The sequence below is a fragment of the Rhodoflexus caldus genome, from assembly GCF_021206925.1.
GTDB lineage: Bacteria > Bacteroidota > Bacteroidia > Cytophagales > Thermoflexibacteraceae > Rhodoflexus > Rhodoflexus caldus.
Map to the genome: position 1 here is coordinate 241,874 of NZ_JAJPRF010000003.1, position 23,801 is coordinate 265,674.

Here is a 23,801-nt window from a genome sequence, read left to right on the forward strand (position 1 = left end):
TGCGCAACAACTATGAAAAAGTACGCTCAATTACATGAACTTTCTGTTCAAGAATTAGAAAACAGAATTCAGGAAGCCACTGCAACTTTGCGCAGGTTGCGTTTTTCACACGCGGTATCTCAGTTGGAAAATCCGATGCAACTGCGCAACATCAAACGTGAAATCGCAAGACTGAACACCATTTTATCTGCTAAACAAGGTAAATAAATCGGAGCAATACAATGGAAGAAAGAAATCTGAGAAAAACCCGCGTGGGGGTCGTAGTAAGCAATAAAATGGACAAATCCATTGTCGTTTCGGTAGAACGCAAAGTAAAGCACCCTGCCTACGGCAAGTTCATGAAGAAAACGACCAAATTCGTTGCTCACGATGAGCGCAACGAGTGTTTAGAAGGGGATACCGTAAAAATTATGGAAACCCGCCCGCTCAGCAAATTGAAACGCTGGCGTTTAGTTGAAATTATTGAAAGAGCGAAGTAATCTCAAAAGAGAAGAGCAATGATACAACAAGAGTCAAGGCTCAATGTAGCTGATAATAGCGGTGCTAAAGAAGTTTTGGTAATCCGAGTTTTGGGCGGCACCCGCAAACGTTACGCGAGCGTAGGAGACAAGGTCGTTGTTACTGTTAAGTCTGCCCTCTCTTCAAGCAACATGAAGAAAGGCACAGTAGCCAAAGCAGTAATTGTACGCACCAAAAAAGAAATCCGCCGCAAAGACGGTTCATATATCCGTTTTGATGACAACGCGGTTGTTTTGTTGAATAACCAAGACGAACCCCGCGGAACCCGTATTTTCGGGCCTGTTGCACGTGAACTGCGCGAGAAACAATTTATGAAAATCGTTTCATTAGCGCCTGAAGTACTCTAATCAGCATAAGGAGGACAAGACAATGAAGAAGACTGCCCCAAAACCTCAAAAATTCCACGTGCGTCGTGGAGATCAGGTAATGGTAATTGCCGGCGACGACAAAGGCAAAACCGGTATCATTACTAAAATGCTGGTAGAAAAACAGCGTGCGATTGTAGAAGGCTTGAACGTGGTAAAACGCGCAGTAAAACCTTCTAACGAAAATCCCGAAGGTGGATTTATAGAAAAAGAGGCCAGCATTCACATCAGCAACCTGATGCTTGTAGACCCTAAAACAGGCAAACCTACACGTATCGGCCGCCGCAAGAATGCAGCCGGCAAATTGGAAAGATATTCAAAAAAATCAGGCGAAACCATCAAGAACAATGGCTAAACCGAGATTAAAAGAGAAATACCTCAAAGAGGTAGCTCCTGCCCTGAAAGAAAAATTTGCATACAAGTCAGTAATGCAAGTGCCTAAGCTAACCAAAATTTGTATCAACAAAGGTATTGGTCAGGCTGTAGCAGACAAAAAGCTGGTAGAAATCGGCGTGGAAGAACTTACGGCTATCTCCGGTCAGAAAGCCGTACCTACCAAATCCCGCAAAGCGATTTCAAACTTCAAACTACGTGAGAATATGCCTATCGGCGCTCGCGTAACTCTGCGCGGGGATCGTATGTACGAATTCCTGGATCGTTTGGCAACAGTAGCGCTTCCTCGTGTTCGCGACTTCCGTGGTATCAGCGACAGTGGTTTCGATGGCCGCGGCAACTACACCTTGGGTGTAAAAGAGCAAATCATCTTCCCTGAAATCAGTATTGACAAAGTAAACAAAATCTCCGGCATGGATATCACCTTTGTTACTACTGCTCAAACTGACGAAGAAAGCCGCGCTCTGTTAGCAGCACTTGGTATGCCATTTAAAAATCAAAAATAATAGCTTGATATGGCAAAAGAATCCGTAAAGGCACGCGAAAGAAAAAGAGCCCGTTTGGTGGCTAAATATGCCAAGAAGAGAGAAGAACTCAAAAAAGCAGGCGATTGGGAAGCATTAGACAAACTGCCTCGCAACTCTTCTAAGGTTCGCTTACACAACCGTTGCAAAATTACCGGAAGGCCGCGCGGTTATATGCGCAAGTTTGGCATCTCACGCGTGCTGTTCCGCGATATGGCATCTGACGGTAGAATCCCGGGTGTAACAAAGGCAAGTTGGTAATTACAAGTTTGTCCGGTTTACCTTCAATTTGTAAATTAGAATCATACCTTTCTGTTAGGCGAAAGCCATCGACGAAAGCAAAATTTATAAGGCAATGACTGATCCAATAGCCGACTATCTGACAAGATTGAGAAACGCCATCCGTGCAAATCATCGGGTGGTTGAAATACCTGCCTCAAAACTGAAGAAAGAAATTACCAAGTTGTTGTACAACAAAGGTTATATCCAAAGCTACAAGTTTGAGGAGCAAGGTCCGCAAGGTGTGATTAAAATCGCCCTGAAATATCACCCTGTAACCAAACAACCGGCAATCGTGCACTTAGAGCGTGTAAGCAAGCCGGGTTTGCGTAAATATACTAAGTCAAATGCACTGCCTCGTGTACTCAACGGGCTTGGTATTGCTGTCATTTCAACTTCTAAAGGTCTGATTACAGATAAAGAAGCGAAAGAACTGAATGTGGGTGGTGAAGTAATTTGTTACGTGTACTAAAACTGATAAGACTATGTCGCGTATAGGAAAAAAACCAATTACACTTCCCGCCGGAGTAACTGTTAATGTTGCTGCCGACAACACGGTAACTGTTAAAGGCCCTAAAGGGACGCTGTCTCAGCAGGTAGACCCGGATATTACCGTGAAAGTGGAAAACGGCCAGATTATAGTTGAGCGTCCAACTGACCAGAAGCGTCATAAGGCATTACATGGTCTTTATCGTGCATTGCTGAACAACATGGTTACAGGTGTTCACGAAGGCTTCAAAACACAAATGGAGTTGGTAGGTGTGGGTTACAAAGCCGAAACAAGCGGCCAGTTGCTCCAATTAAGCCTTGGTTACTCTCACAATATTGTGTTTGCCATACCAAACGAAATCAAAGTGAGTGCCGAAACCCTGAAAGGTAAGGCGCCTGTGGTAACATTGGAAGGCATTGACAAGCAACTTATTGGCCAGGTTGCCGCTAAGTTGCGCTCATTCCGCAAACCTGAACCATATAAAGGAAAAGGTATTAAGTTTGTTAACGAAGCTATTCGCCGCAAAGCTGGTAAAGCTGCTGCTAAGAAATAGTCTTTTTGACCTAATCATACAATGGGAAATCAGAAAGAACTCAGAAGACAAAAAATTAAGAAGCGCATCCGTGCCCGTATCAGCGGCACGGCGAGTGTGCCCCGTCTGACTGTTTTTCGCAGTAATACGGCTATTTATGCTCAGTTAATTGACGATGAAAGAGGCGTAACATTGGCAAGCGCATCTTCACGTGAATTAAGCGATAAGCGCTCTATTAATGTAGCCCTGTCTAAAGAAGTGGGCAAGAAACTTGCCGAACGTGCAATTCAGCAAGGTATCAGCCAAAGCGTATTCGACCGCAACGGCTATTTGTATCATGGCAATGTTAAATCCTTAGCCGAGGGTGCTCGCGAAGGAGGTCTTAAATTCTAAATCACAGAACGATGTCTCAGGCAAATATCAGAAGCTTTAAGGCCAGCGAAATCGAATTGACTGACCGATTGGTGGCTATCAATCGCGTGGCTAAAGTAGTTAAAGGTGGTCGTCGTTTCAGCTTCGCAGCTATCGTGGTAGTAGGTGATGGCAAAGGTGTTGTTGGTTACGGTCTCGGCAAAGCTAACGAAGTAACAGACGCTATCACCAAAGCTATTGACGACGCTAAGAAGAACTTGGTAAAAGTACCTGTTATTAAAGGTACTGTTCCTCACGAAATGGAAGGAAAATTTTGCGGCGGTAAAGTATTGCTGAAACCTGCGGCTGCCGGTACCGGTGTAATTGCGGGTGGTGCGATGCGCGCTGTGTTAGAATCTGCCGGCATTACCGACGTGTTGGCAAAGTCTAAAGGTTCTTCTAACCCACACAACGTGGTGAAAGCTACTATCGATGCATTGGTTAAAATGCGCGACCCAAAAACAGTAGCGCAGCAAAGAGGTGTTTCATTGTCTAAAGTGTTTAATGGATAAAAACATGGCAAAGATTAAAATCACACAAATCAGAAGCACCATTAAGCGCCCTCAAAACCAGAAAGATACCATCATCTCTCTTGGTTTAGGCAAAATCAACCGTACAGTAGAAAAAGAGGCTAATCCTCAAATTTTGGGTATGGTTCGCACAGTAGCGCACTTGGTTCGCGTTGAAGAAGTTAAATAGTCATTACAGAGTGCTTTAATCGAAAGATTGCAATGAAACTACATGAATTAAAGCCTGCAAAAGGTTCTGTTTTTAGAAAAGTTCGTTTAGGCCGTGGACATGGTTCAGGCAAAGGCGGAACTTCTGCACGTGGTCATAAAGGCGCTAAATCCCGCTCAGGCTACAGCCAAAAGTTGGGTTTTGAAGGTGGTCAGATGCCATTGCAGCGTCGCGTTCCTAAGTTTGGATTTAAAAACCCTAACCGTGTAGAATATAAGGCTATCAATTTGGGCGATATTCAGGCTATTGTTGAAAAAACAGGCGTTACTGCTATCACGCTCGAATTCCTTTATCAAAACGGGATGGTTGCCAAAAAGGATTTGGTTAAAATCTTAAGCAAAGGAACTCTCACATCTGCCGTTGAAGTTACTGCTCATGCTTTTTCAGCATCCGCTGTTGAGAACATCGAGAAAGCCGGTGGCAAAGTTGTTAAGCTCTAATATCAATCGCCGCTCATGAATAAGTTTTTCACTACCATAAAGAACATTTTCTCTATTGAGGAACTTAAAAACAGAATCCTTTTCACCGTAGGTTTTCTGGTTATATTCCGTTTAGGTTCTTATATAGTGTTGCCCGGCTTAGATCCGGCCATGCTTTCAAGCGGCGGTTCTTCGGCAGGTATCTTAGGTCTTTTGGATACCTTATTAGGAGGGGCGTTTTCAAGAGCTTCTATTTTTGCACTTGGTATCATGCCTTACATTTCTGCATCAATCGTAATTCAGTTGCTGACAGTAGCTGTTCCTTACTTCCAGAAAATGCAGAAAGAGGGTGAGTCGGGTCGCAAAAAGATGAACCAAATAACACGCCTCCTCACAATTTTGATTACACTGGTTCAATCATCGGCTTATATTGCCGGTACCATTATTCAACCGCAGCCCGAAGCCGTAGTAATTGACAGGGCATTCTTTACCATCAGTTCTATGATTATCCTCACATCAGGCACAATTTTCTGTATGTGGATGGGTGAAAGAATAACTGAAAAAGGTATAGGAAACGGTATCTCAATGCTGATTATGATTGGTATTGTATCTCGTTTCCCTGCTGCCCTTGTTGCTGAAAGTGCTTCACGCGGTTCTGCCGGCTTGTTACTGTTCGTTCTTGAATTGGTAGCCTTGTTCTTTGTAGTAATGGGTGTGGTATTGATTACACAGGCTGTACGTCGTATCCCCGTGCAATATGCCAAACAGATTGCAGGTGCAGGCGCAAAAGGCAAAAAATTGTCTGCTTTGGGCGCACAACGCTCTTACTTGCCTTTAAAGCTCAATGCAGCCGGTGTAATGCCTATCATCTTTGCACAGTCGTTAATGTTCTTGCCTTCTCTGCTGGCATCTACATTGGCCGATAAATATGATTGGGCAAACTACATAGCAACTACGTTCTCCGATTTTACTTCTTGGCAATACAACCTGTTGTTTGCCGTGCTGATTATAGTTTTCACATTCTTCTACACTGCCATTACCGTAAACCCTACGCAGTTGGCAGATGAAATGAAGCGCAATGGAGGTTTTATTCCGGGCGTGAAGCCGGGAGACGACACGGCAAACTATATCAGCCACATTATTGACCGCATTACCTTACCCGGTGCGCTATTCTTGGCAATTATTGCTATTATGCCTGCGTTTGCAAGTATGGCAGGTGTAAATATGGAATTTGCTCAGTTCTATGGCGGCACCTCATTATTGATTATGGTTGGCGTAATCTTAGATACACTTCAGCAAATTGAAAGTTATCTGTTGATGCGTCATTACGAAGGCATGATGAAAACCGGTAAAGTAAAAGGTCGTACGGGTAATATTGCTGTTGCTTAATTGCTTTCTATGATTTATTATAAGAACGCTGCTGATTTAGAAGGGATTAGACAAAGTGGTGCTTTATTGAGTAAGGCACATGGAGAAGTAGCTAAGTTAATCAGGGAAGGAATTACAACAAAAGAGCTCGATAAGCGTGCAGAGGAATACATCAGAGACCATGGGGCTGTACCTTCTTTCTATAATTACAACGGCTTCCCCGCTTCTCTGTGTATTTCTGTCAATGAAACAGTTGTTCATGGTATTCCCGGTGAATATCGGTTAAAATCAGGTGACATTGTTTCTATTGACTGCGGTGTGTATATGAATGGCTACCATGCCGATTGTGCTTATACGTATCCGGTGGGCGAGGTAAGTGAAGAGGTAATGGAGTTGTTGCAAGTTACTCGCCAGTCTTTGTATGAAGGTATCGCACAGATGGCAGTAGGTAAGCGGATAGGTGATATAGGTTATGCCATTCAAAATTATGTACAGCCGCGCGGTTTTTCTGTGGTGCGCGAATTGGTTGGGCATGGCATAGGGAAAGACCTGCACGAAGAACCTCAGGTACCTAACTACGGAAAAAGAGGTTCGGGTACAAAGATTCAAAACGGTATGGTGCTTGCCATAGAGCCTATGATTAATATGGGCAAGCGCGATGTGGTACATGAGGCAGACGGATGGACAATTCGCACAAGAGACAGAAAACCATCTGCCCATTATGAACATACGGTTGCTCTGTATAATGATAAGGTGGAAGTACTGACCAGTTTTGAATATATTGAACAAGTGTTCAAATTTTAGCTGATAATATGCCAAAACAAGCAAACATTGAGTTAGACGGAACAATCATAGAAGCATTGTCAAATGCCATGTTTCGTGTTGAACTTGAAAATGGCCATCAGATTATTGCCCATATTTCCGGTAAAATGCGCATGAATTTTATTCGCATATTGCCGGGAGACAAAGTAAAGTTGGAGATGTCTCCATATGACCTGACCAAGGGAAGAATTGTTTACCGTTACAAGTAATAAAGGACTTTAATTCACACGACCATGAAAGTCAAAGCATCCATTAAAAAGCGTAGTGCTGAATGTAAGGTGATCCGTCGCAAAGGCAAGCTGTACGTGATCAATAAAAAGAATCCCAAGTTCAAGCAAAGACAAGGTTAATTAAGATTTTATTCATCCTGAAGAATCATGGCAAGAATTTCCGGAGTTGATATTCCAGACAACAAGCGCGGTGAGATTTCTCTTACCTACATTTACGGTATCGGCAGGTCTTCTGCAAAGAAGATTTTGGCCAAAGCCGGTGTAGATGCAAACCGCAAAGTTTCTACATGGAATGATGCAGAATCAAAAGCCATTCGTGATATCATCAATGGCGAGTTTAAGGTAGAGGGCGAGCTCAAGTCTGAAGTTCAGTTGAGCATTAAGCGCCTGATGGACATTGGTTGTTACCGCGGCTTGCGTCATCGCAAAGGTCTCCCTGTGAGAGGTCAGAAGACTAAGAACAATGCTCGCACGCGTAAAGGTAAGCGTAAGACCGTAGCTAACAAGAAAGTAGCATCTAAGAAATAATTAGGCGTGTAATATTATGGCAACTCAATCCAAAAGAAAAGACAAAGCCAAAAAGCGTGTAGTTCATGTTGAATCTACAGGCCAAGTGCATATCAAAGCGTCTTTCAACAACATTATTATCTCTATTACCAATAATGCAGGGCAAGTTATCTCTTGGTCTTCTGCCGGTAAAATGGGATTTAAGGGTTCTAAAAAGAACACTCCTTATGCGGCACAAACCGCTGCTGCCGAGTGTGCGAAAGTAGCATTTGACTTGGGCTTGCGTAAAGCTGAGGTTTTTGTTAAAGGTCCCGGCGCAGGGCGCGAATCGGCTATCAGAACTATCCAAAGTTCAGGTATTGAGGTAACTACTATCAAAGACGTTACCCCTCTGCCACACAATGGCTGCCGTCCTCCTAAAAAGCGTCGTGTGTAATTTTCTATCGTTTAATAATGTTGAACTGCTGAATCTTCCGTTACCGAGAAGATGCAACATTGAAACACAAATTTTTACAATCCAATGGCAAGATACACAGGTTCGAAATCGAAGATAGCAAGACGTTACGGTGAGCCTATCTTTGGTCCTTGCAAAGCACTGAAAAGCAAAAATTATCCTCCGGGTCAGCACGGCAGAGGAAAAAAACGCAAGTCTTCGGAATATGCTGTCCAGTTGATGGAAAAGCAGAAGGCAAAATACATCTATGGTGTATTGGAGCGTCAATTCCGCCGCACATTTGAGCGCGCTTCCCGTATGGGTGGTGTTACAGGTACTAACTTATTGCGATTGTTGGAAGCTCGCTTAGATAACATTGTTTATCGCTTAGGCATTGCTCCTACACGCCGCGCAGCACGCCAGTTAGTATCGCACAAACATATTACCGTGAACGGCGAAGTAGTTAATATCCCTTCTTATTCTCTCCGTCCGGGTGATGTAGTGGCTGTTCGTGAGAAATCTAAATCTCTGGAAGCTATCACAAAATCTGTTTCAGGTCGTGTGAACCGTTTCCCATGGCTGGAGTGGAATCCGGCAGAACTTTCAGGTAAATTTGTAAGTATGCCTGAACGTGAGGAAATTCAGGAAAACATTAAAGAGCAACTCATCGTTGAACTTTACTCAAAATAATATTACTTTCTTTGGTTATCAGGTTGCTTAACAAAAAACAAGTAAGGAGTAAACTATGTCCATATTAGCATTTCAAATGCCCGATAAGGTGGTGATGGAGAAGGCAGACGATTTTCACGGTCTGTTTGAATTCAAGCCTCTTGAAAAAGGTTATGGGGTTACTATTGGTAATGCTCTGCGTCGCATTCTCCTTTCTTCATTGGAAGGCTACGCAATTATCGGCATCAAGATACATGGGGTACTCCATGAGTTTTCAACCATTGAAGGTGTTGTTGAGGACGTATCTGAAATTGTGTTGAATTTGAAAATGGTTCGCTTTAAGCGACTGGTAGATAATCCTGACTTGAAATTTACGGTTACCGTTAAAGGACAGTCTGTACTTACTGCCGGCGATTTCAATAATTTCACCGACCAGTTTCAGGTACTTAATCCGGATCACGTCATTTGCAACTTGGATCCCTCTGTTTCACTGGAAATGGATATTCATTTGGACAAAGGACGTGGTTATGTGCCTGCCGAAGAAAACAGGGTTGCGGATAGCAGTTTCGGCTATATTCCTATCGATGCTATTTTTACACCTATCCGAAACGTAAAATACAGCGTTGAAAATACACGCGTGGAACAGAAAACTGACTACGAGCGCTTATTGCTTGAAATTCAGACCGACGGTTCCATCCACCCTGAAGACGCTTTGAAAGGCGCTGCCAATATTCTGATTAAACACTTCATGCTTTTTGCTGACCAAACCATGACTTTTGAGTCGCCTAAGCAAGAAGAAGAAGAAGCGGTTGATGAGGAATATTTGCACATGCGTAAACTGTTGAAGACCTCACTGTCAGACTTGGATTTGTCGGTGCGTGCCTACAACTGTTTGAAAGCTGCTGATATCAAAACACTCGGCGATTTGGTACAGTTGGAAATTTCCGAAATGATGAAGTTCCGCAACTTCGGACGCAAATCATTAACAGAACTTGAACAACTGGTAGCTGAGAAGAATCTTGCTTTCGGCATGGACGTAACAAAATACAGATTGGACGAAGATTAACTATTACCATGAGACACGGAAGAAAAATCAATCATTTAGGTCGTACTGCTTCGCATCGCAAGGCGTTGCTGTCCAATATGGCCGCTTCACTGATTGTTCATAAAAGAATCAATACAACAGTGGCTAAAGCTAAGGCTCTCCGCAAGTTTATTGAGCCACTGATTACAAAGTCAAAGACAGATACTACACACTCGCGTCGTATGGCTTTTGCTTACCTGCAAGACAAAGAGGCTGTACGTATTCTGTTTGATGAGGTAGCACGCAAAGTGGTAGACCGCCCGGGTGGATATACCCGCATCCTGAAAACCGATTTTCGTTTGGGCGACAATGCGGAAATGTGCATGATGGAACTGGTAGATTACAACAGCGTGATGTTGGCCAATGAAAAAGCCGCTACAGCCAAGAAAACCCGTCGCGGACGCAAAAAATCAACAACTACTGCTACCGAATCAGCAGCTGCTGAGAATGTTGCCGAAACACCTGCAACTGAGTAGTTTCAGAATGTTCAGCACTTGATAAGATATGGGAAGGATTTGGCGATATGTCAAATCCTTCTTATTTTAATAGGCTTATTCCACACACTTATGAAAGTTTCCTCAAGGCTTTTATTGCTGACAGTGAGTTGCCTGTTAATGGCTGTTGTTTCTTCCTGCCGTTCTTTGAGTGTGAAAAAAGACTACCGGACACTTGCCGGCTCGTGGAAAGAAGAATGGGGGGCAGAAGATGTGAAATACAATGATATTTATCAGATTGCGCATCTGGGCGGCAACAAACTGGCGATTACTTGCAAAGGGAAAGCTAATTATATTATCAGTGGGGTAAGTTATGATAAGAAAATACTCCGCTTACAATTAGAAATTAGGGATAACAAATACAAAACCGGTTCAGCCACAGTGCAGTATGAACTGAAACTAAGCCAATCGCCTTCGGTGCTTGTCGGAACGGCTGTTAATCATGAGAATAAGACAATTCCCGTTCGGTGGCTGAAACAAGAATAACCGACTCATGGCGGAAAGTATTTTGAATTTCGGGCAACAACTTGTCCGTTGGTATCATGCCCATAAGCGCGACTTGCCTTGGCGCAATGTAGATAATCCTTACCTGATATGGCTTTCGGAGGTTATTTTGCAGCAAACACGGGTAGTACAAGGGCTGCCTTACTATGAAAAATTTGCTGCTGCCTACCCTACAGTCGTTGATTTAGCGGCCGCTTCTGAACAAGAGGTGCTTAGGTTGTGGCAAGGGCTGGGCTATTACTCCCGTGCCAGAAATATGCACGCAACGGCACGCACAATAGCAGAACAGTATGGAGGGGAATTCCCCGATAATTACTCGGATTTACTGCAATTGAAAGGCATTGGCCCCTACACGGCTGCTGCGATAGCTTCTTTTGCTTACAATGAGCCTGTGGCAGTGGTAGATGGAAACGTATATCGTGTACTCGCACGGCTGTACGGCATCACAGATGACATCTCCTCTCACAAAGGCAAGCAATTTTTTGCAAAATATGCACAGCAATTATTGCAGGAAAGTTTACCTTCGGTTGAGCCTTCGGTCTACAATCAGGCAATTATGGAGTTTGGTGCCATTCACTGTACGCCTGCTGCTCCGGCCTGCAACACCTGTCCGTTTAAGCAATATTGCTATGCTTATACCAATGAAATGCAGGCTCAATTGCCTGTGAAAGAAAAGAAGATAAAGACAAAGCAACGGAACTTTATCTATTTTCTGTTTGACTACGAAGGGCAAATTTTGGTAAAAGAGCGCATGCGTGGTGATATTTGGCAAGGTTTGTATGACTTCCCGATGGTTGAAGAAAAGGAAGGAGCGCCGATTGTGTCCTCTGAACTTATTCGTCAAACGTATGAACAAATACTACCTTTGCTACCTTTGCAAAATCTTGCGGCAGGCACATTGGTCAATGGGCTGCCCTTACAAATTGCAGGGATTTCAGGCACATACAAGCATCAACTGACGCATCAGTCGTTATTGGTGCAATTTGTACACCTGAAAGTTATTGCGGCAGAGTTTTGGCAACAGATATCCGGTGCAGGTTTTTTGTCGGTTTCACAGGCAGTACTTGAAGAACTGCCCAAGCCGGTTTTACTGGCAAATTACTTGCAGGAATATTTTTTTTAGTAAATTTATCCAAAAAAGAATCATGGTTAATAAAGCTATTCTTGTGGGCAACTTGGGTAAAGACCCTGTTGTCAGGCATACTGCCAACGGGGTACCGATAGCTACTTTTTCCTTAGCAACTTCTGAGTCATACAAAGACGAGAGCGGCGAGCGCATAGAAAAAACCGAGTGGCACAATATTGTTTTATGGCGTGGCTTGGCCGAGGTGGCGGAGAAATACCTGAAAAAAGGAATGAAGGTATATATTGAAGGAAAAATTACAACCCGTGAATACGAACAGGACGGGGTAAAAAAATATATTACGGAGATTGTAGGTAACAACATGCAGATTCTGACCAGCCGCAGCGAGTCGGGTGGAGGTGGCCGCGAGGCAATCCCAATGCCCGAAGAGCCGCCTGCTTATCAGAATCGCAGCACAGGAAGCCAAGGAAGCACTAAGCCAACTCCGCCTGTGGTACAAGAATCATCCGGCGACGACGAACTGCCTTTTTAATGTTTTCAAACTGACCCCTCCGTTTTGGAAGCAATCCCCGACTTATTTGGGCAAATGCCACCGATTGTCATCAGTTCTGTTTGGCTTATGTATTCGGTAGAAGGCATTATATTATGTCTTCTGTTACTTTGTTCTGCATTGATATCCGGTTCGGAAGTGGCTTTCTTTTCACTGAAACCCCAGCAACTTGCTGAGTGTCGCCACAGCAGTTCGCAAACCGAACGCGATATTGCCCTGTTGGTCAGCGACCCGCGCAAATTGCTGGCTACGGTGCTGATATTGAACAATTTAGTGAACATCAGCATTGTTACGCTTTCTACCTACATGGTGATAGATATTATCGGGAAGAACAGCCCACAGGCAACGCTTGCCATGTCTGTTCTTACGCTGGTAGTAACTTTCATGATTGTTTTTTTCGGCGAAGTAATCCCCAAGGTTTATTCCAATCAGCGGGCGCTTAGTTTTGCCCGATTAACAGCTACTCCTATTCTATGGCTCAGCAAAATTCTGCATCCTGTTGCTTTTTTATTGTTACAGATGAGCCGCTTGGTGGAAAGTCGTATGCAAAAGAAGGGCTACAACGTGTCTATTGAGGAGTTGAATCAGGCATTGGAAATCACTACCACGTCTGAAAAAACCAGCGATGACCAAAAAGAAATCCTGAAAAGCATAGTTAATTTCAGCACCATCACCGTGCGCAAAATTATGCAGATGCGTATGGATATCTGTGCGGCCGACACCGAGTGGCGTTTCCATGAGCTATTGGCCTACGTAAATGAGATGGGGTACTCCCGTTTGCCTGTTTACCGGGAAACAATTGACAAAATTGAGGGAATTCTTTATGTGAAAGACATTCTCCCGCATTTGGAACAATCCGATGATTTTGAGTGGCAGCAGCTCATCAGGCGCGAGGTCTTTTTTGTACCTGAAAACAAACGGATAGACCAACTGATGAAAGACTTTCAGGCAAGGCGCGTACATATGGCGATTGTGGTAGATGAATACGGAGGTACGGCCGGGCTGATTACATTGGAAGACATTATAGAGGAAATTATCGGCGATATCAACGATGAGTTTGATACACGCGATGTTACTTACAAGCGAGTAGATGAAAACACTTACTTTTTTGAAGGGAAAACCTTGTTAATAGATTTTTGCCGCATTTTAGATGTGGACATTGATATTTTTGATGAGGTGAGGGGCGATAGTGAATCGCTGGGCGGTTTGCTGCTCGAGTTGTTTGCCCGTATGCCGCGCGTAGGGGAAAAGAAAAGGTTTAAAAATTTCATTTTCACGGTTATGTCCGTGGATAAAAAACGCATAAAAAATGTCAGGGTATTTATCAGGAAAGATGCGCCTGTTATACATGATTAGCGGGCTGCTTGCCCTGGTTGCCTGCCGGTCGGAACAGGACTTTAAACCAAAACCTAAGGGGTACCACCATATTGAGTTGCCTCCGCATCAATATGTGCTTACGCCCGATTCGCTGCCGTATATATTTGAGTATTCTACGCACGCAAAACTGATGAACGACACATCTTTTGTGGCAGAGCGCTACTGGATGGAGTTATATTACCCTGAGTTCACTGCCAATATTGATGTGTCCTATAAGCGCATTCGCAGCCCCAAAGACCTACGCGACTACGTAAACGATTGCTATAAATTGGCGCAAAAGCACAATATCCGCGCAGAATCTATTGAGGAAATCATCACCAAAACACCTAACGGGATGACTGCGGTGATGTATCAGTTAGAAGGGGACGTGCCTACGACCTTCCAGTTTTACGTAACCGATTCGGTGAAGCATTTTTTCCGAACATCGCTCTATTTCCCTACTTCACAGAAAAATGATTCGCTTGCACCCCTGATTCGCTATACTACGCAAGATATGGTGCACATTATCAACACTTTGCGCTGGAATCCCAAAGTAGCCGACCGATTGAAGTAGCAAAGGAAGCAAATCTAAACGCATCGCAGTTTAGCGTTTTTGAGAGGTTTTACGCAGAGGCAATGCACATTGCTCTCGGGGGGGGCACTAATGATTCCCGATAATGAAAAACCCCTGTACGCTTTCGGGTACAGGGGCATGATAGAATGCGATAAGATTTTTCGGTTAGTTCAACAGCTCGTAGATGCCTGCCACGCCTTGTCCACCGCCTACGCAGGCCGTTACCATACCGTATTTCAGGTTGCGGCGACGCATTTCGTTGAACAGTTGGATGGATAACTTCGTACCTGTGCAACCCAGCGGATGGCCTAATGCCACAGCGCCGCCGTTTACGTTCGTAATTTCAGGGTTCATATCCAACTCTTGCATAACCGCCAATGCTTGCGCGGCGAAGGCCTCATTCAATTCAATTAATTGAATGTCATTCAGTTTTAAGCCTGCCTGCTTAAGCGCCTTAGGCACTGCCGCCACAGGGCCTATACCCATAATGCGCGGGTTTACACCCTCTGCCGCATAGGCAATCATGCGGGCAATGGGTTTCAGTCCTAACTCATTCACCATGCGCTCCGACATTACCATTACAAAAGCTGCACCGTCGGAAGTTTGCGATGAGTTGCCTGCGGTTACTTGGCCACCCATGGCAAAAGCAGGTTTCAGTTTGGCCAGCGCTTCCAGAGAGGTATCGGCGCGAGGCCCTTCGTCGGTATCTACCACGAACTGACGCTGTTTTTTCTTGCCGCTTTCGTCTATGTAGTTTTCAACTACGGTTATAGGTACAATTTCATCTTTAAATTTACCTGCCTGAATGGCTGCAATGGCTTTCTGGTGAGAGTAGTATGAAAACTCATCCGCCTTTTCGCGGGTGATTTTAAAGTCTTGTGCAACCTGTTCGGCAGTAAGCCCCATGCCTAAATAGTATTCGGGGTGTTTTTCTGCAATTTTCCAGTTGAGGGCGGTTTTCCAGCCGGTAGTGGGTACAAGCGACATGGATTCTGTACCACCGGCAATGATGCAGTCGGCATGGCCGGCCTTGATTTTAGCGGTTGCCATAGCAATGGCTTCAACGCCCGAGCCACAGTAGCGGTTGATTGTAACGCCCGGCACATTGATAGGCAGCGACAGAAGAGAAATCATGCGTGCCATTTGCATACCTTGCTCTGCTTCGGGAACGGCATTGCCCACAATAAGGTCATCTACGCGCGAAGCATCAAAATTGGGCACGGAGGTTACCAAATGTTTGATTACATCGGCTGCCAAATCGTCGGGGCGAGTGAAACGAAAACCGCCACGGCTTGATTTTCCTACGGCTGTACGATAGCCTGCTACGATATATGCGTCCATAATTACCGGTTTGGGGTGTCTGAATTAGGTGTTTATGCAAATCTAACGATATGCACCTATCCTGCAAAGGATTTGACGAAAAATATTATGCAAGCCGAGTATTTTTTTAGGGCATGCTCAAAAAAGCAATGCTCCGAGGCGGCAGATTAATCTTAAACTTGTCTGACTTTACTTTAATGGTTTGGGTGTCAAAAGATGAAGTTGCGGCCGAGGAGAGTGTTGCATTGACTTCTTTGGCTTTCCAATTGTCTATTTCCACCTCTTTATGCCATTCGGAAACATTGAGCACTTGCATCATGAGTTTGCCTTTTGCATCTTTTCCGGCCAATACCCAAAGGTCGGGGTCGTTGGTTGTGGCATCAATAATGACCGTGCCGGGTTTGAATTGTTTAACTAAGCGTTCGGTATACTGAAAAATGGGGTATGTGGTGAGGGTATCTGTGGAAACCATGGGGAAATTGTCTTGAAAAGTCCAGTAGTGCGTAACTACCGCTCCGCTGTATCGCAGCACGCGGTGGTAGATTTTGGCAATTTCCCATGCATTGAGCCAAGTAGAATGTGCCTCCGGGGTTTTCCAAAGAAAGGCATCGTAGCCAAGCTCGGCGCACCACACGGGCAGGTTGTGTTGTTTGCCCAAAGCGGCAATTTTTTCAAATTCCGTGTCGGAGAGTGTAGCAGACCACCAACTGTGAAAGGAAATTGGCCCCAAGTGCTTTCGGATACTTTCATCTGCCAGCAATTCGCTTACGTAAGGTACGGTAGCATCGGTTTTGTGTACGTCTCCCGTCAGAAACTTGACCGATACCCCCATTTTTTCGATGATAGGCACAGCTACTTTAATAAAAGCAATCATCTCTTGTGCAGAGAGCAGCACCTGATAGCCGCCGTCTGCTTCGTTGAAAGAAATGTAGTTGATTTCAACGCCGTATTTGCCTTTGGCATGGCGAAGGAATGTACCAATGCTTTCGGCTACTTCCGCATACATCTCCGGCTTGATGGTTCGCTGTTCTTTTGCTTTGGGGTTTGCCACCATCCAGTCGGGTAAGTCCCAGATGCTGCCGGTAAAAGTTTTTACGCTGTGCTGATTTTTCATGGCTTTGAGCATCCGAAACAGCGACTCGGTAACGCCGACATCTTTAAAGCCGGGCCAGTAAACTTCTGCGGCAGATTTGTTGTCATTTTGCGGCTCCCACTGCCTGATAGGAATGGCAAAGCGAATGTTGGTGGGTTTTAGGCGGTTGAGCATAAACTTGCCGACGGCATCTTCTGCCTTATCGGTATAATTGGCCTGACAATAATTGCCGCTGAGATTTTCAATGGTTTGAAAAGTTACCTGTGGCTGCGGGCTGATTTTTGCGTCCGCTTTCTTTGAAAATATTTGTGCAAATGCTCCCAAAGGGTATAGGATAAGCATGAACAGCGATAGGCAAATCGTTTTCATATCAGGTGGTTTTTGCTTTCAATTTACGCCAATTCATCGTAACATATCCTTATTTTTGCCGCCCATTGTGCGCTATATTTAATGCTTATTCGCAAGCATATCCGAGGCACACATCATGCGGATTTTGCGAAACGATTTTGACAAAAAACGGAATCACTATACATGGCAACTTTTGAAGTAAGCGGCGGCGCTCAGCTGAAAGGCGAGATTATTCCGCAGGGAGCGAAAAACGAGGCACTGCAAATTTTGTGTGCAGTATTGCTAACCCCCGAACCCGTAACGATTCATCATATCCCCGATATTCTGGATGTGAACAAATTGATTGAACTGCTGGCAGACTTGGGGGTAGAGGTGGAATATATAGGTGAAAATCCTGCCGGAAGAAGCTATCGGTTCACAGCCAAAAATGTGAACATTGACTACTTGGAAAGCGAAGAATTCCGCAAAAAGGGTGCAGCGCTGCGTGGTTCCATTATGATTCTCGGGCCGCTGTTGGCGCGTTTCGGCAAAAGCAAAATGCCTAAACCCGGGGGCGATAAAATCGGTCGCCGCAGATTAGATACGCACTTTCTGGGCTTTGAAAAGCTCGGCGCACGCTTCAACTACGATGCCGATGACAATTTCTATCATATTGATGCAACCCAACTGAAAGGTACTTACATCCTGTTAGATGAGGCCTCCGTAACGGGTACGGCCAACGTGGTGATGACTGCCGTGCTTGCCAAAGGAAGAACCACCATTTACAACGCAGCTTGCGAGCCTTATTTGCAACAATTGTGCGCCATGCTGAACCGAATGGGTGCCAAAATTTCGGGTATCGGCTCCAACTTGCTCACAATTGATGGGGTGGACAGCCTCGGCGGAACAGAGCATACCATGCTGCCCGATATGATTGAAGTTGGCAGTTTCATTGGTCTGGCAGCGATGACGGCCTCCGAAATTACCATCAAAAACGCACGCATAGATATGTTGGGGCTGATTCCTAACGTATTCCAGCGGCTCGGCATCCAGATGGTTGTTGTCAATGATGACATCCACATTCCGGCACAGAAGCATTACCACATTGACAAATTCATTGACGGCTCTATCCTCACCATTGCCGATGCACCTTGGCCGGGGTTTACGCCCGATTTGCTCAGCATTGTGCTGGTTACGGCCACACAGGCAAAGGGAACAGTGCTGATTCACCAAAAGATGTTTGAAAGTCGCCTGTTCTTTGTGGACAAACTTATAGACATGGGCGCACAGATTATCCTTTGCGACCCGCACCGCGCTACGGTAATCGGCTTAGACCGCAAGTACCCGCTGCGCGGTATTCAAATGACTTCGCCCGACATTCGCGCAGGGGTTTCTTTGCTGATTGCGGCACTTTCGGCACAGGGCACAAGTATTATCCGCAATGCCGAACAGATTGACCGCGGCTACCAGCACATAGACAAACGCCTGAATGCGTTGGGTGCAAATATTAAGCGCTTGGCGTAACCTTAGTGTAAAAAATACGTTATGTATTGTAAACACTAACTTGTTAGAGCCATGAAAGCAAAAAATGCCCTGCTGATTATTGACCCGCAATACGATTTTTGCAACCCCCAAGGTGCGCTGTTTGTACCCGGTGCGGTAGAGGATATGCAAAGGCTGAGTCGGTTTATAGCCCGCAAAGGCGACGAATTGGCGCAGATTTTTGTAACCATAGACAGCCACCCCGTCAATGATATTTCGCATCCGAATTTCTGGCGCGACAGTCAGGGCAATCCGCCGCCGCCTTTTACCCAAATTACCTTGGCAGAGGTGAAGCAAGGGCGCTGGATACCGCAATTTGAGGCTGAAAAAGCAACCCAATATCTGGCAGATTTGGAAGCGCAAGGGCAGTTTCCGCACTTTATATGGCCGGAACACTGTTTGACACATTCCAAAGGCGGTGCAATAGACGATACGCTGATGGAGGCACTTAGCCAATGGGCACGCAGCGGCAAGCAGTACATCACGGTTGAAAAAGGCACTTACCCGCTAACGGAACATTTCGGCATTTTTCAGGCGCAGATTCCCGTAGCCGACCGTCCGGAAACGCAGTTGAATACTTCACTGATTGAGGCGCTGATGAACTATGACAACGTTTATTTGGCCGGTGAGGCAAAATCGCACTGTGTGGCTACCAGCCTGAAACAGGCAATGGATTACGCACCTGCATTGGCTCAAAAAATGATTGTACTGACCGATTGTATGAGCGATGTAACCGGTTTGGGACATTTGGGCGAACCGATTTATGCAGAGGCAAAAGCCAAAGGTATCCGCTTTGCCGTGTCTTCAAATGCCTAATTGTTCGCGGATGTTGTTAATAACCCGTTCCTCCTCTTCTGAGGTGCTTTCAGAGGCATCTGCAAACAGGTAGAGTACGTCCAGCACTTCATCGGCAATATCGGGCAGTTCCTGCAAATACTTTTTAAGGGTTTGCAGGAACGGTTCTTTCCATGCCTGCATGTGCTCTGTCAAAAATTTCAGGTCGGCAAAAAAGTGCTCTTTGAGTTGCATTCTGGCATTGTAATCAGGCAATTCTTCGCGGAAGGTGTCTGCCATTGCCTTGGCGATGTGCTCCACAAAAATCCACTCCTCATCGTCAATATTTTCATCGGCACCCACCACTAACAGGGTCGGGAAAAAAGTCAGCAACGTGATGAACTGTTCGCGGTTGAGCTTGGTTTCGCTTACTGCCTGATAGTCAATGAAAAATCGCGTGAGATAATTATCAGTATCCATGTTTTGCACTTTATTTGCCTGATATTTGTTGCCTTAGAGGCAACATTCTTTTGCCTAAAATTAGATGAAAAAGTACATAAATCTACTGGTCGCGTTGTTTTTTAGTGCGATTGCCGTGGGACAGACTCCGCAAACTACTGCTGTCGCAACGGCCGAAAAGACGGCTCAACTCAGTTTCACCGTTCGCGAACACAACTTTGGAGATGTGAAAGCGGGTGCAATAGTGATGCATCCGTTTGAGTTTACCAACACCGGCAGCACTCCGCTGATATTGGCGGATGTGCGCGTAACTTGTGGCTGTACGGTGATTAACTGGCCACGTCAGCCCATACCTCCGGGTGAAAAAGGGACAATCATTGTGCAGTTCAACTCTGCCGACCGCATGGGGCCGCAAAACAAAGTTGTTACCGTTTTGTCCAATGCCAAAAATGAAATAGAACGCCTGTTGATTCGGGCTAACGTGGTGCCGTAAGCAGAGTCTTTTGAGAACCTATGTTTCCACTGACCGCCGCTATTGTTGTAATTTGGCAGGTTTTTGTGCCTGTTGCCCTTGTTGTTTGGGTGCTGCTCAAACGCTGCCGCTCAACTTTTGAGGCATTGCTGACCTTGGCGGTATCGTGGACGTGGTTTTTATACATTTTTTACGTCGGTCGTTGGGATTTTACCTCCCACTATTTGCGCTATGCACTGCTTATTGTCCTTGCTGCCGCATCCTTTGCGTGCCTGTATAAAGCGTACAAAACGCCCTTTTACGTACCCTTGCCGAAGGCTACCCTGTTTTCCCAACTGCTGATGTTGGCTGTTTTTGCATGGCTTACAGAAAGAGCTATTGCGGGATTTACACCTGATAGTCAGCCAATTGCATTGGATTTTCCGCTTAGGGAAGGTTTTATCAGCCACGGCGGGGCTTCTACTTTCATCAACTACCACTATTCGGACAAAGGCGCACAAAAATATGCCGTAGATATTGTCCGCCTCAACCGTGCAGGGATGCGCGCACGGGGATTTTTTCCCGAAAAGTTGGAGGATTACGCCGTTTTTGGCGATACGGTTTTTTGCCCTTGCGACGGCACGGTTGCCAAACTGCAAGATGGGTTGCCCAACCAAGCCATCGGCGAATCGGACGCAAAAAATCCTGCAGGCAACTACGTAGCCATTGCCTGTGACGGCGTGTTGGTGATGATGGCGCATTTCATGCCCGGCTCATTGACGGCGCAACTGTCGGACACGGTGCGCCGCGGGCAGCCGATAGCCCGCGTAGGCAATTCGGGCGATACGTCCAATCCGCATCTACACATACACGCCGTTCAGGGCAGCGACACAAGCCGCCTGCTTTCGGGCAAAAGTGTGCCGATGTTGTTCAACGGGCAATTTCCGATAAGAAACCAACTGTTTCAGCGGTCGGAATAATGCCGTGCTCTACAAATTCTTGTAGTAATGCCTGATTTTTTCCACGCTCAACTCCAGCGCGTTCAGTGCGTTGAGGGTTTCGGTGTGGTTGGCTTCCACCAATTCGGCTAATCGCTTGTCCACAAACAAATTTTCGCGGCTGTGGCGCAGTTCGGCGGGGGTTTCGCGGTGCATTCGCTCTTTTTGGGCAGCAATGAACGCGCTTAGTTTCTCGGCGTGTTCGTCCCAATATTTTTCTACCAATGGGTGTGGTTTTTTATACAAGTAGGTGGTTTTTTCCACCTTGTGCGTTTTCAGCGGCAAAATAATCGCCTGCGAATTGTAGGTAAATTCTACCTGATGTTCGCTCTTACCTTTGCGGGCTTTGACGCGGTAGGTCAGTTTCTCGTTTTCATCGTATACACCGATGGTTACAGGCTCGTCTATGCTGAGTTTTTCAAATTCCGCACTTTTGATGTACTTGCCCTCAAAGTGATTTTCAATGCCCAATACCTCAAAATATTGGCGGTCTATTAAGTAGAGTTCTTCGGAAAAAACCGTGTTGGGGATTTTGGTTTCGGTTTTTACCTCGTCCTCAAATTGGTTGATTTCCTTGCGCAGTGCTGCCAGATTGACCACCAGCGTGTAGCCGTGCTTGCGAATGGTTTCCGCAACAATTTCCCGCGCTACGTCAATTTGTTCGGGATGCGACCAAAGGCAATAGGCAATCAGGAAACAGTCCATCAAATCCACTTTGTTGCGCCCGTTCAGAAATGCCGACGTGCGCAGCAGGCGAACAATTTTTTTCCATCGGCGGTCATAGATGCGGAACGGCGGGTCGTTTTTGGCATCATATTCTTCCAATTTCAGGCGGATTACCTGAATCACGTTTACGACTTCATCGGGAACGGTAACGGTTTCTATGGCTTCGTTCCATTGCTCAAACTCCTCGGCGGTAATTTTTTCCTCTTCGGTAAGCGTGTCTTTGTACACGTCTTCGGTGCTGAGAATCATGCTGATAAAGTTGCCGCTTTGGCGAATTTCGCCGATGACGGTGCGCAGCAGGAATCTGTCCCAAAGGGCTTCCAAACCCTCACCCACGGGCGGCAACTCGTTGGATGCGGCAAGAATGCCTTTCACATTGACTTTTACGTCGGTTTCGCCGTTGCGGTAGATGCGCTCGTTGAGTACGGTCAGCAGCGCGTTTTGGATAGAAGGCCCCGCTTTCCAGATTTCATCCAGAAAGACCACGTTTGCCCCGGGCAAATAGTTATCGGTGAGGCGTTCGTAGCGGTCTTCGTCTTTGAGTTTTTTGATGGATACGGGGCCGAAAATCTCATCGGGCGTGCTGAACTTATTCATCAGGTACTCAAAAGATTTGCCGTCGCGGAAGGCAAACTTCAGCCTGCGGGCAATCAGGCTTTTGGCTACGCCCGGAGGGCCTAATAGGAACACACTTTCCCCCGCGACCGCTGCCAGCAAGGACAGGCGGATAATTTCTTCTTTTTCGTAAATGCCTTTGGAAAGCTGCGCCAGCAGCCGTTGGGTTTTCTCTCTAACCGATTGCATAAGCAATTAACAAGGCGGCGGCGGGGTTTGTTTTGATAAAATCCAATGCGTTCCAAATTATTCAACTGCGTTTTGGGGCAGCCTTGCAGCGGAAATGGTTGTTGCAGGCAAGCAAAAACGCCATCCCGTCGGTTACGAGATGGCGCTTGCATTACGGTTTTATTGGCATCTACGGCAATGTGCGGAATACCCAGTCCCACAGCGGAGAAGATACGCCAAATGCTTTGTCGTGGTCTTTGTAGTGGTGAATACCGTGATTAATCCACAATACTTTCAGGAAGTTTTTAGGCGGTGCAAAGGCATGAACGGCATAGTGAACGAACAGATAGGCCGCATAGCCTGTTAAAAAGCCCGGTAAAAAACCGAACATGTAGTCGCCCATCAACCAATAGAAAAGCACTCCCAGAACAGACGAAATGGTCAGGCTTAACAGGGGAGGCATTGCCAAACGGTCTTTGTCTTTGGGGTATTCATGGTGCACGCCGTGCATGGTATATTGCAGTTTTGCTTTGCGGGGCGTATCAGGCTCCATGTGGAATACGCGGCGATGCACGGTGTACTCTACAAATGAAAAAACGAACAAACCGACAAAAAACAGGGCGACAAATTGCCATGCTGCCAAGTTTGTCAGAATGGTGCCGTAGTAAATCAGACCGGCGGAAATACCGATAAAAAGACTGATGGGGACGGCAATGTGTGTACGAGTCAGTTTTTCTAAAATCGGGTTTTGAAAAAGCTGTTTTGTCCCGTTGTTTTTGGGTTTTGTGTAAGTGGGAGCATTCATAGTTAGTATAGGATAAAGTTTTTATCAGGGATTTAACGATTTGCAGACCGATTCGGTTGTCGGAGGTGTGCTGCAAAATTAGGAGTAAAGCCAACAAATTATCGCATTTTCCAAACCTTTACTTAAATTACGAAACTTGTTGTTGCCTTAAAGGCGCTTTTTGATTACCAATTCAGTT

The 23,801-nt window shown here is 45.7% G+C and carries 35 protein-coding genes; 30 read left to right on the top strand and 5 right to left on the bottom strand.

Annotation, left to right across the window (positions count from 1 at the left end; all coding sequences use genetic code 11):
• Positions 1-12: 12 nt before the first annotated feature.
• The 26 genes from rpmC to gldD all read left to right on the top strand — a co-directional run bounded on the left by rpmC (position 13) and on the right by gldD (position 14,345).
• On the top strand, positions 13-207 hold the full coding sequence (gene rpmC, locus NDK19_RS05275) for a 50S ribosomal protein L29 (protein WP_250630805.1): 195 nt from the start codon (positions 13-15) through the stop codon (positions 205-207).
• Positions 208-221: 14 nt separating this feature from the next.
• A complete protein-coding gene (gene rpsQ / locus NDK19_RS05280; protein WP_250630806.1) occupies positions 222-479 on the top strand; it encodes a 30S ribosomal protein S17 in 258 nt (85 codons plus the stop codon).
• Positions 480-497: 18 nt separating this feature from the next.
• On the top strand, positions 498-866 hold the full coding sequence (gene rplN, locus NDK19_RS05285; protein WP_250630807.1) for a 50S ribosomal protein L14: 369 nt from the start codon (positions 498-500) through the stop codon (positions 864-866).
• 22 nt (positions 867-888) lie between these two features.
• Positions 889-1,239 (top strand): 50S ribosomal protein L24, encoded by a 351-nt coding sequence (rplX, locus tag NDK19_RS05290; protein WP_250630808.1) that lies wholly within the window; start codon positions 889-891, stop codon positions 1,237-1,239.
• A complete protein-coding gene (gene rplE, locus NDK19_RS05295; RefSeq protein ID WP_250630809.1) occupies positions 1,232-1,783 on the top strand; it encodes a 50S ribosomal protein L5 in 552 nt (183 codons plus the stop codon). The genes rplX and rplE overlap by 8 nt, the downstream gene beginning before the upstream one ends.
• A 9-nt stretch (positions 1,784-1,792) precedes the next feature.
• Positions 1,793-2,062, top strand: coding sequence for a 30S ribosomal protein S14 (gene rpsN, locus NDK19_RS05300; RefSeq protein ID WP_250630810.1), 270 nt, complete (start codon positions 1,793-1,795; stop codon positions 2,060-2,062).
• Positions 2,063-2,156: 94 nt separating this feature from the next.
• Positions 2,157-2,552: a 30S ribosomal protein S8 gene (gene rpsH, locus NDK19_RS05305; RefSeq protein ID WP_250630811.1), complete on the top strand. Its 396-nt coding sequence runs from the start codon at positions 2,157-2,159 to the stop codon at positions 2,550-2,552.
• A 13-nt stretch (positions 2,553-2,565) separates the two neighbouring features.
• Positions 2,566-3,123: a 50S ribosomal protein L6 gene (rplF, locus tag NDK19_RS05310; RefSeq protein WP_250630812.1), complete on the top strand. Its 558-nt coding sequence runs from the start codon at positions 2,566-2,568 to the stop codon at positions 3,121-3,123.
• A gap of 21 nt (positions 3,124-3,144) precedes the next feature.
• Positions 3,145-3,495 (top strand): 50S ribosomal protein L18, encoded by a 351-nt coding sequence (gene rplR, locus NDK19_RS05315; protein WP_250630813.1) that lies wholly within the window; start codon positions 3,145-3,147, stop codon positions 3,493-3,495.
• A gap of 11 nt (positions 3,496-3,506) precedes the next feature.
• Positions 3,507-4,025: a 30S ribosomal protein S5 gene (gene rpsE, locus NDK19_RS05320; RefSeq protein WP_250630814.1), complete on the top strand. Its 519-nt coding sequence runs from the start codon at positions 3,507-3,509 to the stop codon at positions 4,023-4,025.
• Positions 4,026-4,029: 4 nt separating this feature from the next.
• On the top strand, positions 4,030-4,212 hold the full coding sequence (gene rpmD / locus NDK19_RS05325) for a 50S ribosomal protein L30 (protein ID WP_250630815.1): 183 nt from the start codon (positions 4,030-4,032) through the stop codon (positions 4,210-4,212).
• A gap of 32 nt (positions 4,213-4,244) precedes the next feature.
• Positions 4,245-4,691, top strand: coding sequence for a 50S ribosomal protein L15 (rplO, locus tag NDK19_RS05330; protein WP_250630816.1), 447 nt, complete (start codon positions 4,245-4,247; stop codon positions 4,689-4,691).
• A gap of 15 nt (positions 4,692-4,706) precedes the next feature.
• Positions 4,707-6,059 carry a preprotein translocase subunit SecY gene (gene secY / locus NDK19_RS05335; protein WP_250630817.1) on the top strand — a complete coding sequence of 451 codons (1,353 nt, stop codon included), beginning with the start codon at positions 4,707-4,709 and terminating at the stop codon, positions 6,057-6,059.
• A 9-nt stretch (positions 6,060-6,068) separates the two neighbouring features.
• Positions 6,069-6,842 (top strand): type I methionyl aminopeptidase, encoded by a 774-nt coding sequence (map, locus tag NDK19_RS05340; protein WP_250630818.1) that lies wholly within the window; start codon positions 6,069-6,071, stop codon positions 6,840-6,842.
• Between the two features lie 8 nt (positions 6,843-6,850).
• Positions 6,851-7,069, top strand: coding sequence for a translation initiation factor IF-1 (gene infA / locus NDK19_RS05345; RefSeq protein ID WP_250630819.1), 219 nt, complete (start codon positions 6,851-6,853; stop codon positions 7,067-7,069).
• Positions 7,070-7,093: 24 nt separating this feature from the next.
• Positions 7,094-7,210, top strand: a complete 117-nt coding sequence (gene rpmJ, locus NDK19_RS05350) for a 50S ribosomal protein L36 (RefSeq protein ID WP_189586007.1) — start codon at positions 7,094-7,096, stop codon at positions 7,208-7,210.
• Between the two features lie 27 nt (positions 7,211-7,237).
• Complete coding sequence (gene rpsM, locus NDK19_RS05355) at positions 7,238-7,618, top strand: 30S ribosomal protein S13 (RefSeq protein ID WP_250630820.1); 381 nt, start codon at positions 7,238-7,240, stop codon at positions 7,616-7,618.
• 16 nt (positions 7,619-7,634) lie between these two features.
• A complete protein-coding gene (rpsK, locus tag NDK19_RS05360) occupies positions 7,635-8,033 on the top strand; it encodes a 30S ribosomal protein S11 (RefSeq protein WP_250630821.1) in 399 nt (132 codons plus the stop codon).
• An 84-nt stretch (positions 8,034-8,117) separates the two neighbouring features.
• The gene (gene rpsD / locus NDK19_RS05365) at positions 8,118-8,720 is read left to right on the top strand and encodes a 30S ribosomal protein S4 (RefSeq protein ID WP_250630822.1); all 603 of its coding nucleotides are present in this window, start codon (positions 8,118-8,120) and stop codon (positions 8,718-8,720) included.
• A gap of 55 nt (positions 8,721-8,775) precedes the next feature.
• Positions 8,776-9,765, top strand: a complete 990-nt coding sequence (locus NDK19_RS05370) for a DNA-directed RNA polymerase subunit alpha (protein WP_250630823.1) — start codon at positions 8,776-8,778, stop codon at positions 9,763-9,765.
• Positions 9,766-9,773: 8 nt separating this feature from the next.
• A complete protein-coding gene (gene rplQ / locus NDK19_RS05375; RefSeq protein ID WP_250630824.1) occupies positions 9,774-10,259 on the top strand; it encodes a 50S ribosomal protein L17 in 486 nt (161 codons plus the stop codon).
• Positions 10,260-10,349: 90 nt separating this feature from the next.
• A complete protein-coding gene (locus tag NDK19_RS05380) occupies positions 10,350-10,763 on the top strand; it encodes a hypothetical protein (RefSeq protein WP_250630825.1) in 414 nt (137 codons plus the stop codon).
• A gap of 7 nt (positions 10,764-10,770) precedes the next feature.
• On the top strand, positions 10,771-11,904 hold the full coding sequence (mutY, locus tag NDK19_RS05385; protein WP_250630826.1) for an A/G-specific adenine glycosylase: 1,134 nt from the start codon (positions 10,771-10,773) through the stop codon (positions 11,902-11,904).
• A 22-nt stretch (positions 11,905-11,926) separates the two neighbouring features.
• On the top strand, positions 11,927-12,397 hold the full coding sequence (locus NDK19_RS05390) for a single-stranded DNA-binding protein (RefSeq protein ID WP_250630827.1): 471 nt from the start codon (positions 11,927-11,929) through the stop codon (positions 12,395-12,397).
• A 24-nt stretch (positions 12,398-12,421) separates the two neighbouring features.
• Positions 12,422-13,771 (top strand): gliding motility-associated protein GldE, encoded by a 1,350-nt coding sequence (gene gldE / locus NDK19_RS05395; RefSeq protein ID WP_250630828.1) that lies wholly within the window; start codon positions 12,422-12,424, stop codon positions 13,769-13,771.
• Entirely contained in the window at positions 13,725-14,345 is a 621-nt protein-coding gene (gene gldD / locus NDK19_RS05400) for a gliding motility lipoprotein GldD (RefSeq protein WP_250630829.1), read from the top strand. Before gldE ends, gldD begins: the two co-directional genes overlap by 47 nt.
• 165 nt (positions 14,346-14,510) lie before the next feature.
• Here gldD and NDK19_RS05405 read toward each other — a convergent pair whose 3' ends face one another.
• Positions 14,511-15,686, bottom strand: a complete 1,176-nt coding sequence (locus tag NDK19_RS05405; RefSeq protein ID WP_250630830.1) for an acetyl-CoA C-acyltransferase — start codon at positions 15,684-15,686, stop codon at positions 14,511-14,513.
• 106 nt (positions 15,687-15,792) lie between these two features.
• Complete coding sequence (locus NDK19_RS05410; RefSeq protein WP_250630831.1) at positions 15,793-17,127, bottom strand: glycoside hydrolase; 1,335 nt, start codon at positions 17,125-17,127, stop codon at positions 15,793-15,795.
• Between the two features lie 162 nt (positions 17,128-17,289).
• On the opposite strand from NDK19_RS05410, the gene murA reads away from it, so the two are divergent.
• Together murA and NDK19_RS05420 are read left to right on the top strand one after the other, a co-directional pair.
• The gene (gene murA / locus NDK19_RS05415; RefSeq protein WP_250630832.1) at positions 17,290-18,609 is read left to right on the top strand and encodes a UDP-N-acetylglucosamine 1-carboxyvinyltransferase; all 1,320 of its coding nucleotides are present in this window, start codon (positions 17,290-17,292) and stop codon (positions 18,607-18,609) included.
• A 51-nt stretch (positions 18,610-18,660) separates the two neighbouring features.
• Positions 18,661-19,443, top strand: a complete 783-nt coding sequence (locus tag NDK19_RS05420; protein WP_250630833.1) for an isochorismatase family protein — start codon at positions 18,661-18,663, stop codon at positions 19,441-19,443.
• Here NDK19_RS05420 and NDK19_RS05425 read toward each other — a convergent pair.
• Complete coding sequence (locus NDK19_RS05425; RefSeq protein ID WP_250630834.1) at positions 19,432-19,881, bottom strand: hypothetical protein; 450 nt, start codon at positions 19,879-19,881, stop codon at positions 19,432-19,434. The genes NDK19_RS05420 and NDK19_RS05425 overlap by 12 nt on opposite strands.
• A gap of 64 nt (positions 19,882-19,945) precedes the next feature.
• Here NDK19_RS05425 and NDK19_RS05430 point away from each other — a divergent pair, with 64 nt between their 5' ends.
• Positions 19,946-20,353, top strand: a complete 408-nt coding sequence (locus NDK19_RS05430) for a DUF1573 domain-containing protein (protein ID WP_250630835.1) — start codon at positions 19,946-19,948, stop codon at positions 20,351-20,353.
• Positions 20,354-20,373: 20 nt separating this feature from the next.
• The gene (locus tag NDK19_RS05435; protein ID WP_250630836.1) at positions 20,374-21,291 is read left to right on the top strand and encodes a M23 family metallopeptidase; all 918 of its coding nucleotides are present in this window, start codon (positions 20,374-20,376) and stop codon (positions 21,289-21,291) included.
• Between the two features lie 9 nt (positions 21,292-21,300).
• Here NDK19_RS05435 and NDK19_RS05440 read toward each other — a convergent pair whose 3' ends face one another.
• Complete coding sequence (locus NDK19_RS05440; protein ID WP_250630837.1) at positions 21,301-22,839, bottom strand: AAA family ATPase; 1,539 nt, start codon at positions 22,837-22,839, stop codon at positions 21,301-21,303.
• A gap of 169 nt (positions 22,840-23,008) precedes the next feature.
• Complete coding sequence (locus NDK19_RS05445) at positions 23,009-23,623, bottom strand: sterol desaturase family protein (RefSeq protein WP_250630838.1); 615 nt, start codon at positions 23,621-23,623, stop codon at positions 23,009-23,011.
• Between the last annotated feature and the right edge of the window lie 178 nt (positions 23,624-23,801).